8 protein-coding genes are annotated in these 11789 nt (G+C 72.1%); 2 read left to right on the top strand and 6 right to left on the bottom strand.

Going from position 1 to position 11789, the window contains the following annotated elements:
- Positions 1-56: 56 nt before the first annotated feature.
- The 3 genes from OV427_RS19495 to OV427_RS19485 form a co-directional block, all read right to left on the bottom strand.
- Positions 57-2258, bottom strand: coding sequence for a M56 family metallopeptidase (locus OV427_RS19495; protein WP_267857630.1), 2202 nt, complete (start codon positions 2256-2258; stop codon positions 57-59).
- Positions 2255-2650: a BlaI/MecI/CopY family transcriptional regulator gene (locus tag OV427_RS19490; protein WP_164011083.1), complete on the bottom strand. Its 396-nt coding sequence runs from the start codon at positions 2648-2650 to the stop codon at positions 2255-2257. Before OV427_RS19490 ends, OV427_RS19495 begins: the two co-directional genes overlap by 4 nt.
- Positions 2651-2794: 144 nt before the next feature.
- The gene (locus OV427_RS19485) at positions 2795-3625 is read right to left on the bottom strand and encodes a sterol desaturase family protein (RefSeq protein ID WP_267857629.1); all 831 of its coding nucleotides are present in this window, start codon (positions 3623-3625) and stop codon (positions 2795-2797) included.
- Positions 3626-3926: 301 nt separating this feature from the next.
- On the opposite strand from OV427_RS19485, the gene OV427_RS19480 reads away from it, so the two are divergent.
- Positions 3927-4247, top strand: coding sequence for a hypothetical protein (locus tag OV427_RS19480; protein WP_267857628.1), 321 nt, complete (start codon positions 3927-3929; stop codon positions 4245-4247).
- Here the strand turns inward: OV427_RS19480 and OV427_RS19475 are convergent.
- The 3 genes from OV427_RS19475 to OV427_RS19465 form a co-directional block, all read right to left on the bottom strand.
- Positions 4244-5347, bottom strand: a complete 1104-nt coding sequence (locus tag OV427_RS19475) for a hypothetical protein (RefSeq protein ID WP_267857627.1) — start codon at positions 5345-5347, stop codon at positions 4244-4246. The two genes, OV427_RS19480 and OV427_RS19475, sit on opposite strands and share 4 nt — an antisense overlap.
- Positions 5348-5363: 16 nt before the next feature.
- The gene (locus OV427_RS19470) at positions 5364-6791 is read right to left on the bottom strand and encodes a vWA domain-containing protein (RefSeq protein ID WP_267857626.1); all 1428 of its coding nucleotides are present in this window, start codon (positions 6789-6791) and stop codon (positions 5364-5366) included.
- A 131-nt stretch (positions 6792-6922) separates the two neighbouring features.
- Entirely contained in the window at positions 6923-9790 is a 2868-nt protein-coding gene (locus OV427_RS19465) for a PAS domain S-box protein (protein WP_267857625.1), read from the bottom strand.
- 223 nt (positions 9791-10013) lie between these two features.
- Between OV427_RS19465 and OV427_RS19460 the strand changes: the two genes are divergently transcribed.
- Positions 10014-11750, top strand: coding sequence for a PAS domain-containing sensor histidine kinase (locus OV427_RS19460; protein ID WP_267857624.1), 1737 nt, complete (start codon positions 10014-10016; stop codon positions 11748-11750).
- The last annotated feature ends 39 nt before the right edge of the window (positions 11751-11789 follow it).

Below are 11789 nucleotides of genomic sequence, written 5' to 3'. Positions count from 1 at the left end.
CCGTGAGGGTGGGGGAGATTGAGAGAACGGTGGGGACTGCTGGACGGCGCGCGGGCCTACTTCTGCCGCGAGTCGCGCATCTTCCGGATGAAGTCGGCGTCCACGCCGCCGGAGCGCAGGCGGACCAGCTCGTCGACGGAGAGGTCCTTCAGGCCGGCGTCGCTCAGCTCACGGAGGAAGGCCGGGTCCACGCCGAGGGCGCGCAGCTCCGTCAGCTCCTCCGCGTCCTTCGTCTGCACGCCGGCCTCGCGCATGCGGTCCAGCCACTCGGGCGTGACGCCCACGGCGCGCAGTTGCTGCAGGTCATCCGCGGCCAGCTTCGACAGGCCGCGCTGGCCCAGGGCCTGGATGTAGCCGGCGTCCACGCCCACCGCGCGCAGCTCGGAGATGTCCTCCAGCGACATGCCCGTGTAGCCGGCGTTCTTCAGCTCGCGGACGTAGGCCTCGTCGACGCCCACCGCACGCGCCTGCACCAGGTCGTCCGGGTCGTTGGTGGTGAAGCCCGCGGCCTTGAGCGCCTCGATGTACGCCGGGGTGACGCCCAGGTGCTTCATCTGCACCAGGTCATCCGCGTCCAGCTTGCGGCCGAAGCGGGCGCTCATGTCCTTCGCGTACTCGGGGGTGACGCCCGCGTGGCCCATGGAGACGAGATTGGCCACCGTGGGCGTGTAGCCCATGGCCACCAGCTCCTGCACGCGGGCCGGCGTGACGCCCGCGACCTTCAGCGCGACCAGCTGGTCCACGGAGAGCGGCTGCCCCACGCCCACCTGCGTGCGCTCGTCCGCGTCGCCATCGTCGTCGTCGGAGTCACGCGGGTTCGGCTTCGGGGCGGGCGCCGGAGCAGGCGCCGCGGCCACGGCGCCCGGCACCGGCGCGATGACCACCGGGGCGATGAGGGCATTCTTCACCGCCGAGGAGGCGACCCCGGCGGCGGGAGGCGCGGGCGGGGCGGCGGGGACGGCCTGGGGAGGAGCAGGGGGCGCGGGCGGAGCGGCGGGGAGCCCCCGGACGCTACCGCTCGGGGCGGCAGTCACCCCCGAGCGCGGCTCACCCCGTGAAGCCTCGCGGTCCTGCGTGAGCGAGCCCGCGGACATCGTCTCGGAGGACGGCTCCGTCTCCGCGCGTCCCAGCACCAGCGACGTCAGCGGCGCGGCCACCGCGAGGCTGCTGGCCAGGGTGAGCACCGACGCTCCGGCCACCCACTTCGAGGAGCACCGCGCGGCGGGCGTGGTGACGAGCCGGCGCACGCGCTCCGGCAGCGAGCCACCCAGTGCGGACATCGCCGGGCCCTGCACCGTGGGCAGCACGCGCAGCTCCTCCAGCGCCGTCAGTGCGCGGGCGTAGGAGAGGGCACCACCGCTGGCGCCCACGGCGACGTCGTCACAGCAGTGCTCACGCTCCACGCGGATGACGTGGGACACCCAGCGCACGGCCGGGTGGTAGAAGAGGAGCGTCTCCACCAGCACCTGCGCCAGATTCACGGCGAAGTCATGGCGACGGATGTGGGCCAGCTCGTGCGCGAGCACCATCTCCAGCTGGCGCGTGGACAGCCCGGACAGCGCGGACACCGGCAGCAGCACCACCGGGGACAGCCAGCCCACCGCCGCCGGCACGTCCACCGACGCCGACTGGAGCAGCCGCACCGCGCGTCCCAGACCCAGCCGCGCCGCCAGCGCGTCCAGCCGCTCCTGCCACTCGACGGGGGCGGGCCGGGCCCGGGCCGCGAGCCGGCGCAGCTTCACCCACTCGGCCGTCATCCGCCCCGAGCACAGCCCCACGCCCGCCACCCACGCCAGCACCAGCCACCGCAGGTGGGCCGCCACCGTGGAGCGCAGCCACTCCAGCGGAGAAACGCGCTCCGGCGCCTCCACGCGCGCACCCGTGCGCCCCCGTTCCAACGCCGACACGCGTGTCCCCGTGTCCGCCGCGCCGAGTGTCCGCTCCAGCGACGACACGCGCCCGGACGCCGCGCCGCGCGCCCCCGGCATCACTGCCTGCCGCGCATCTACCCGGACCGACGCCCCGCGCTCCACGGGCAGGACGTCCGCGCCGCGCGCCTCCGAGGCGTGCCGCCAGCCCGTCACGGCCGGCAGCGCGAACGACAGCAACAGTGCACCGCAAGCCAACGCATAGCGCGCATGGGCGGCACGCCGGCCCACCGTGGCGAGCGCCACCGCGAGCAGCAGCGCCACCAGCGCCCCCTGCCAGAGTGAGTGCAGCAGGGCCCAACCCAGGGACTCCATCAGGAGGCTGCTCATTCTTCCGCTCCTTCCAGCGTGTCGAGCAGCCGGCGCAATTCCGCCAGCTCCCCGGGACTCGTCTTCTTCGAGGAGAGCGCCTGCATCGCCAGCCGGGCAGGAGAGCCGCCGAACGCACGGTCCACCAGGTCCGTCACCAGCTGCCGCTGCGTGCGCTGTTCCGTGGCCCTCGGCCTGTAAACGTGCGCCCGCTGGGACTCGTCGCGCTCCACGAGCCCCTTCTCGGTCATGATCTGCATCAGCTTCAGCACCGTGGTGTACCCGGTGCCCTCCGGCTCATGCCGGGTGAGCGCGTCGTGTACCTCACGCACCGTGCTGTCTCCGCGCTCCCAGAGCACCCGGAGGATGGCCAGCTCCCCATCCGTCGGACGCGGCAGCTTCGTCTCGCTCATCACGCTCCCTCTCGACACGGCTATATTACGAACCCGTTCGTAGATGTCAACGAAGGTCTTCGTAGAAGGTGTCGGAAGAAAGCCCCCTCTCCCGGCAAGGGAAGGAGGGGGCCTGGTGTGCGGCGCCGTGGAGGTGGGCCGCTGTCAGTGCTCGCCGCTGGCGGCGCGGGCGGGCTCCTCCGCCACCGTCTGGACGGAGTCGGGGTTCTTCCCCTCCCAGAAGCGGCGGGGGTGGCCGTCGCCGCGGGTGCCGCCGGAGAGCCGGTCCACCCAGGGGTACTTCTGGGCCTCCTCGGCGGTGTAGCCGAGGTTGAAGACGGTGGGGCTCTTGGGCACGTCACCGGCCTTCGCGTAGTAGGTGGTGAGGACCCGGTCCCAGAGGTAGTTGGTGATGCCGTAGTTGCCCTGCTCGTTGTGGTAATGGTGTGACAGGTGCAACCGCTTGATTTCCTTCAGGAAGCCAAGCTTCGGCGTGTAGTTCAGGTGCTGGATGCAGTGGCAGAACTCGTAGAAGCAGATATTCACCATCGCCCAGCCCAGCCCGGCGGCGGCCGAGGCCCTGCCTCCGATGAGCCAGCCCATGGGGACAATCACCACGCTGATGAGGGGCAGCGTGTTGCCCAGCGCGCCGAAGAGGACGCGCAAGTCATTGGGGTCCTGGTGGTGGTCGAAGTGGACGCGCTTCCACATCGCCGCGGTCAGCGGGCTTTTGTAGAGGAAGCGCCCGTGCAGGATGTTGCGGTGCACGAGGTACCAGCCCAGCGGGAACGCCAGGCTCGTGGCGAGCATGGTCAGCAGCATGCGGACCGGGTTGTCGAGCCACTTCACCGCGAGCACGAAGCTGGTGATGCCCACCGCGATGTAGGCGACGACGGCGTAGTAGGTGAAGAACGAGTAGACCAGATCGCCCAGCGTCATCCGGTCCAGGTTGTGCTTGCGGTTCTTGAAGAAAGAGAAGGGTGCGCTGACTGACACGGTATCCCTCGCAGGTGGCCGCTGCCCCCGGTCGGGGCAGATGGAGCGGCGTTGAGCCCGCGCCGCACCCCGCCGGCCTGGGGGTGAACGGCGCCACTGTCACTAGCAGGGGCTCCTGGAAAAGCTCCGTTACGGCATCGGGGCCTATAGCGCTTTTCTTGGGGCGGTGAGAAGGGCCGCTGCTGGAGGGCAGGGCGATTGTCCCCCCGTCTGCCCGGCATGCGACTCAGGGACGGACTTCCCTGGCGCCCGATCGCACCCCACCTTCCGGGAAGCGAAACGACCTTCCAGGGGGACGCCGATGGCGGAGAAGCAACAACAGGAGAGCAGTGGCACCAAGAGTCGTGCGCGGCGCACGGCGCCCCGTGTGAGCCGGGCCGGGGGCAATACCGCGGACCGGGGCAGCATCGCGCTGCGCCGCACGACGTCCGAGTACCGCGCCGCCGCCGAGGAGCAGGCCTCGCGGGTGCGCGAGGAAATCGAGGCCGCGCTCGTCATCGCCCGCAGCACGCGCGAGGAAATCGAGAAGCGCATTGCCGACCAGCTCCACACGCCGCGTGTCGTCCACAAGACGCACGCGACGCGCAAGCGGAGCGGTGGCCGCGCCGCCAGGAAGCACTAGACGCGCGTGCCCTGGGGGGCGGACACCGGCGCGGCGTCCTCGGCGGGGGGCGCGGAGGGGTCCTCGCCCAGGCTCTTGAGCCTGCGCGCCAGCTGGGCCGCCTGCGCGCCCTTGGCGCCCATCTCACTGCCCTGCACGCCGACGAAGGACACGCGGGCGCGCTCCAGCAGCGCCACCTGGGCGTGGAGCTGGGCCAGCAGTCGCTCGCGGCGGCGGGACAGCGCGTCCAGGTGGTTCAGCTCCTCGCCCAGCGACGACGCGGCCAGCTCCAGCTGGCGCCGGGCCACCGCGTCCTGCGTGGTGGAGGCGCGGTTGCGCAGCTCGCGCACCTGCGCGTCCACGTCGTTGGCCACCACCGAGCCGAGCTGCGCCTCCAGCCCCGCGTGGGCCTCGGCGAGGGAGAAACTCTCCCCGGCCATCTTCTCCAGCACGCCCAGCAGCTCCTGGCGCCCGGGGCTGGCCGGCATGCCCCGCACCACGTCCTTGCACTGGCGGTAGAGCCCCAGCGCGCGCACGGCCAGCACGCGGGCCTCGCCCTTGAGCGAGTCCTCCAGCAGCCGGCCCCGTGCCTCCACCGCGTCCAGCTCCATCACCACGTTGGCCGGCAGCGTGCCGATGCTCCAGAAGAGGGCCACGGTGAGGAAGCCCACCAGCACCGGGAAGAGCCCCGTGTGTCCGACGAAGCGCGCCTGCAGCACCTCGCTCACGTACAGCGACAGCGGGACGAGCACGCCCGCGGCGGCGGCGCTCGCGGCCACGGAGAAGGGCCGGCCCGACTCGCCCCGGCCGTTGCCCAGCCACGCCACCAGCGCGGCGGCGACGGCCGCCGCCAGGCCCTGCGGGAGCGGATCATCCAGGTCGAGGAAGAAGGGCACGGCCGGCAGCAGCGCCAGGCCGATGCGCAGGCTGATGGCGTTGCGGGGGAGCGCCTTCGCGCCGGCGATGGCGGCGGCCACCACCGCGAAGTAGCCCGGCTCCAGGGGGAAGTGCAGCCGCTGGGCGGCGGCCCCGAGGATGCCCATGCAGGCGGCGCCTCCCAGCGCGCGGAGCGTGCGCGACTCGAACTCCTCGCGGTGGAGGAACTGCATGGAGAGGCCCATCGGTGCACCGTCCTGGCTAGTACGCGTTGTTCGTGCCGAAGTTCTTCATCGTCTTCTTGTAGAGGTTCCGCGACTCCCGGCGGACCTCTTCCTCGTCGGACGCGCTCCCATAGGCTGCCTCTGTCTGGTCGAGCTCCGCAAGCTCCCCCGAGAGCGCCGACGCGGACGTGCCGAAAATCCTCCGGGCGTTGTCCAGCAGCCCACGCGCCGCCTGCCGGTTGCCGCGCTTCATCTCCTCCGCCGCGGCCAGCATGTGCTGGGTGCCCAACGCCCGTGTCGCATGGACGCGCACGTCCTTGTCCAGGTTCGCCCGCACCACCGTCGCGTCGGCCGTCACCGCCGCGGCGAGCTTCAGCCCCGTGTCCGCCACCGCGTCCCTGCCCACATCCACGTAGCGCACCCGGGCGTCCAAGACCTGAAGCACGCCGCTCGCGGCCCCCGTCGCGAGCGTCAGCTTCGCCACCACGCGCACGCTCTGGTCTCCGGCCAGGTCGTACAGTGGCACCTTCACCAGTTGTCCCTCGCGCGTGGCGGGCAGGCCCATGACCTCCACGGTCTGGATTTCCGCGGGCAGCCGCAGCTCCAGTTCCACGCGCCGGGCCACGGTGCTGGTGGCCTGGTCCAGCTCGCGGGAGAACACCTCGGCCAGCTTCGCCGAGTCGTCGATGAAGCCGGAGAAGCCGCCGCCCTGCTCGGCCATGCCGCGCATCAGCGCCTCGTTGAAGTCTCCGCCCACGCCCAGCGCGCTCACGGTGATTCCCTCGTCGCGCATGCCGCGCACCAGCGCGTACAGCTCCGACTCCCGCACCATTCCCGTGGTGGGCTGGCCGTCGCTCAGGAGGATGGCGCGGCTGACGCGGAACTCGCGCAGGTACGGGCGCAGGGCGCGCGCCGCCTCGGCGAGGCCGCCGCTGGTGTTGGTGGAGCCGTCGTCGCGGAGGTCGGCGATGGTCCGCAGCAGCTCGGCGCGCACCTCCTCCGTCACCGGGCGGCTGGGGAGGGCCTTCACGTCCGTGCCGTAGTCGACGAAGGCGAGCCGGTCCTCGGACGTGAGGCGGCTCACCAGCTCCGCCGCGGCGCGCTTCGCGTCCGCCAGCTTCTGGCCGGACATGGAGCCGGAGCGGTCGATGACGAGGGCCAGGTTGACGGGGACGCGGCGGCCGGCCTCGGCCGGATGGGCCTTCAGCTCCAGCCACGCGAAGACCTCACTGGTGCCCGTCTGCACGTACGCGCCGGACAGCTTGCCGGACAGGGTGAGCGCGCCGCCCGAGGGGGTGGAGGTGACGAGCGGCAGCGTCACCGTGGCGTCGGGCTCGTCCGGCCTCGCCACCGTGTGGCTGGTGTCGGTGACGGGCGGAGGCGGGGGCGGTGTGGGCTTGCCCACCATCAGCGCGCCGAGGGCGAGCAGTCCGGCGGCGGACACCAGCAACAGGGTGCGGTTCATTCAGGGCCTCGGGGGTGGAGGAAGGGCGTGCAAGGCCACGTTCGCCTGCCTGCCACCTCCGGCGCATCGGTCAGTGGGAGGAGGGTCCTCCCGATGACCGATGGCTGCCCGAGGTCTTTTCGGCGCCCCGCTCAGACCCCGTTGGGGGCCACGGCCGGCTGGCGCAGCCGCACCAGTTCATCCACCACGTTGCGCACGCGGCCCTCGTCGAAGGGCTTCTCCAGGAGGAGGTTGGGGATGCTGGCGAGGAACTCGCGCGCGCCGGTGGTGAAGGCGCCGCCCGACACGAAGATGAAGCGGCCCTCCATCCCCGCGTGCTCGCGCCGCACCGCCTCGTACACGTCACGGCCGGTGAGGTCCGGCATCATGACGTCGCACAGGACGGCGTCCGGCTCCAGGCCCCGCTCGAGCAGCTCCAGCGCCTGGCGCCCGCTGTTGGCCACCTCCACCTGGTGCTCGCGGAGGATGCGCTGCAGCACCCGGCCCACCGCCGGCTCGTCGTCCACCACCAGCACCCGGCCGCGCGGCGCGCCCCGGGCCTGCTTCGGCCCGGCCACCACCGGTACGGGGCGAGGCTTCGGCTCCGTGGTGGGCAGCAGCACGCGGAAGACGGTGCCCCGGCCCGGCTCGCTCTCCACGGTGATGTCGCCGCCCAGCCCGCTGATGATGCTGTGGCAGATGGACAGCCCCAGCCCCGTGCCCACGCCCACCGGCTTGGTGGTGAAGAACGGGTCGAAGATGCGGTCCATGACCTCGCGCGGAATCCCCACGCCGGTGTCCTGCACCTCCACCACCACGCGGCCGTGCCCGTCGCGCCGGGTGACCAGTCGGATTTCATGCCGGTGCGCCGCGCCCTCGGGAATGGCCTGCGCCGCATTCACCACGAGGTTGAGGAACACCTGGCTCAGCTTCCCCTCGTTCGCCATGACGGGGGGGATGTCGCCGTAGTCCCGCCGCAGCTGCGCGCGGTGGCGGATTTCGTTCGCCGCCATCATCGCCACGGACTCCAGCACCGAGTGCATGTCCAGCGGCGACACGCGCTCCTCGTCCGGCCGGGAGAACGTCTTGAGCTGGCGGACGATTTGACGCACGCGCTCGGCGCCCTCGCACGCCTCGTTGAGCACCTCGTGCCACTCGGCCACGTCGGGCTCGCCCTTCATCCGTGCCTGGATCGCCGACGCGCCGTCGCCGGGGGGCAGGTGGTGGCGGAACTCGTCCGCGAGGAAGCCCAGGTTGGAGAGCACGAAGGCCAGCGGGTTGTTGATTTCGTGGGCGATGCCCGCCGCGAGCGTACCCACCGACGCCAGCCGGTCCGCCAGCGTCAGCCGCGCCTGCAACTGCCGCTGCTCCGTCACGTCGCGGGCGATGGACACCACCGCCGGCTGCCCGTCGAAGCGCAGCGGCAGCGACACCACCTCCGCCACCCGCGTGCGCCCGTCGCGCCGCACCAGCCGCCGCTCTCCCGTGAGCGCCCCGGCCCGCACCGCCTCCGGCCCGCGCATGTCCTTCACGAAGTCGCCGAAGCGCTGGCCCGTGAGCTGCTCCGCGCGCTCGAAGCCCAGCGTGGAGACGAGCGCCGCGTTGGCGTAGACGATGTGCCCGTCTCGCTCGATCGCCGCCGCGTCCGGCACGCCTTCGAGGAGCGCGCGGAAGCTGGCCTCGGACAGCTTGAGCGCTTCTTCCGCCTCGCGGCGCTCGGTGATGTCGCGCGCCAGGCCCTCCACCGCCACCACGCGCCCGGAGGCGTCCGTCACCGGCGCCACCACGTGCTCCAGCCACAGCGTGCGCCCGTCCGGGTGGAGGAAGCGCACCACCACCGGCGCGCCCTGGAAGGGCTGCGGCGCCTCCAGCAGTTGCTCCAGCAGCGCCCGGTCCTCGGGGTGCACGCGCTGGTACCAGAGGTCCGGCTCGCCGTAGTGCTCCACCGGGCCGTAGCCCAGCTTGGCGTGGGCCACGCGGCTCACGTAGGCGAAGCCGCGCGGCGGCTCACGCCGGTAGAGGTACAACACGTCCGACGCGTTCTCCGCGAGCTGCCGGAAGCGCCGCTCGCGCTCGCGCAGCGCCCGCTCCGACTCGCGCCGCTCCAGCGTCACGGAGATGGCGCCCGCCGCCGCCGACAGCAGGTCCACCTCCAGCCGGTCCCACGCGCGCGCCTCGGCGACGTTGTCGAAGCCGATGAAGCCCGCCAGCACGCCCTGCACGCGCATGGGCAGCACCAGGATGGACAGGATGCCCTGCGGGTCCAGCAGCGCCCGCTCACCCTCGGGGAAGTCCGCCACCAGCCCATCGATGACGTCGCCGCGCGACAGCGCCTCCGTCCAGCGGGTGAGGATGGGGTCCATGGGCAGGTTCTGGAGGTCCGGGTTGTCGATTTCCGGCTTCACCCCCGGCGCGCACCACTCCGCGCGCTGGCTGCACATGAGCGCCCCGTCCTCTCCGCGGTGCATCTCGAACACGTATACGCGGCTGGCGCCCGACGCCTGGCCCAACGGCGCCAGCGCGGGCCCGTAGAGGTCGCTGCCCTCGGGTGTCGTCAGCAGCCGCTGCTGCATCTCCACCAGCGCGGTGAGGTAGCGCTCACGCCTCGCCAGTGCGCCGTCCGCGGCCTTGCGCTCGGTGACGTCGATGAGCGTCCCCGACATGCCAAGGAGGGTGCCGTCCTCCGCCAGCATCGGCCGGCAGAACACCTCCACCCAGACGGCGCCGCCCAGGCGGGTGAGGTAGCGCACCTCCGTGCGGGCGAACTCCAAATCCCGCTCCACGAGCGCGACGAACAGCTCCTGCGCGCGAGGCCGGTCGTCCGGGTGGAGGAACTCCTGGTAGGGCTTGCCCAGCGACTCGTCCACCGTGAAGCCGGTCACCTCCGTCCATGCAGGGTTGAGGAACGTCCAGACACCCAGGGTGTCAGTCTGGAAGACCACCTCCTTGAGGTTGTCGAGGACCAGGCGATAGCGGCGCTCGCTGGCGGTCCAGTCAGGCCTGGAGTGCGGCGTCTGCATGATGAGACTCGAGGAAGAGAACGCCTGCCCGGGCGGGGGCGTCCGGGCGTTTCACAATTTCATAACCATTCTGGATTTTTTGCCCGGGCAAGCAAGAGGGCCGCGATGACCCCGGGATTTCGGCGGCGCCTCTTCCGCTGTTGTGCGAGACACGGGGAACTCCGCCCGGCTTCCTTCCGGATGGGCGGGGGTGCCACCATGGCTGCGTGCCGGGAAGTCCCTCATGTCTTCTGGAAACGCCTGGCCTTCGATGATTCAACAGGACCCCGAGGAGGGTGCAGAGGCCACCCTGAACGATGCGGTGCTTCGGTTGCTCCTCGAGCAGGCAGGAGATGCGCTCGTCCTGGTGGACGTGAAGGGCCGCGTCCTCGCCTTCAATAGTGAGGCAGGTCGCCAGTTTCGGATCCCCCGCCCCGAGCGAATCGAGCACGGCTGGTTTCCCGGGTGCGTCTGGGTACGTGCGGAGGATACGTCACGTCCGCTGGACGAGTCACCGCTGACGCGAGCGTTGGCGGGCGAGTGGGTGAAGGAGGGGCGCTGGGGGCTGCGCCGGCCGGACGGGACGGTGGCGCAGCTGCGGGGCTCCGTGGTGCCACTGGGCGTGCGCGACGGGCACGCGGCCGGTGTGCTGCTGCGCATGCGCGAGGAGGCGCGGCTGGGAATGGACGCGGCGAGCGCCGCGCGGCTCCTGGCGGAGGCGGGCGCGCTGCTGGGCGCGGCGCTGGATGCCGAGGGACGGGTGGAGCCCTTGCTGCGCCTGCTCGTTCCCGCGCTGGCGGATGCGGGCGTGCTCTACCTGGGCCCGCCCGGCGAGCCGCTGCGCGCGGTGGCGGCGGTGCATGCGGCGCCGGAGCGGCACGTGCTGCTGCTGGAATTGCTGCGCCAGCACCCGGCGGCGGACTCGCTGGTGCCGGGGAGCCTGTTGTCCCTGCGCGACACCGGTCAGACGGAGCGGCGGCTGCTGGCGGAGCCGCAGGGCGCCGGGGCCGATGGGGCGCCGGAAGCGGCGCTGGCGCTGGCGCTGGAGCTGCGCTGCTACCTGGGCGTGCCGCTGGTGGCGCGCGGGCGCGTCATTGGCGCGCTCGCCCTCTTCCGCGGGGACACGGCGCACGACTTCACCGACGAGGAGGAGCGGCTGGCGGAGGAGCTGGCCCGCCGCACCGCGCTCTCCGTGGACAGCGCGCGACTCTTGCGCGAGGCGCGCGAGGCGGTGCGCCTGCGCGACGAGTTCCTGGGCATCGCCAGCCACGAGCTGAAGACGCCGCTGACGCCGCTGCACCTCAAGGTGCAGCTGCTGCACAAGCAGGTGGAGCTGCTCGCGGCCCGGGGCGAGCCGGTGTCCGCCGAGCGCGTGTCGGAGACGCTCGAGGTGGTGCAGCGCCAGGTGCGCAAGCTGACCAGCCTCGTGGACAACCTGCTGGACGTGTCGCGAATCACGGCGGGCCGGCTGAAGCTGGAGCTGGAGGAGATGGACCTGGCGAGCGTGGCGGCGGAAATCCTCTACCGCTTCGCTCCGTCCGCCGCGCAGCTCAACTGCACGCTGGAGCTGCACGCACCCATGGCGGTGGTGGGCCGGTGGGACCGGCAGCGGCTGGAGCAGGTGGTGACGAACCTGCTGTCCAACGCGCTGAAGTATGGCGCCGGCAAGCCGGTGTGCGTGCGCGTGGAGGCGGACGGGCGGCTGGCGCGGCTCACCGTGCAGGACTGCGGCATCGGCATCTCCGCGGAGGATTTGCCGCGCATCTTCGAGCGCTTCGAGCGCGCGGTGAGTGACAGGCACTACGGCGGCCTGGGCCTGGGGCTCTACATCACCCGGCAGATTGTCGAGGCCTTCGGCGGCACGGTGACGGCCACCAGCGAGCCAGGCCAGGGCTCCACCTTCGTGCTGGAGCTGCCGCGCGGCGACATCCCCGAGGAGTGGCTGAGCGTGCCGGGCACTTCGGGACCGCCGGCCGCATAGCGCTTCCGAGCCCGGCGCCTCGTTGCGGCGCCTCGTTGC

It is taken from the genome of Pyxidicoccus sp. MSG2, assembly GCF_026626705.1.
GTDB lineage: Bacteria > Myxococcota > Myxococcia > Myxococcales > Myxococcaceae > Myxococcus.
The sequence above is the reverse complement of the archived record's forward strand: the minus strand, read 5'-3'. Positions and strand labels throughout refer to the sequence as shown.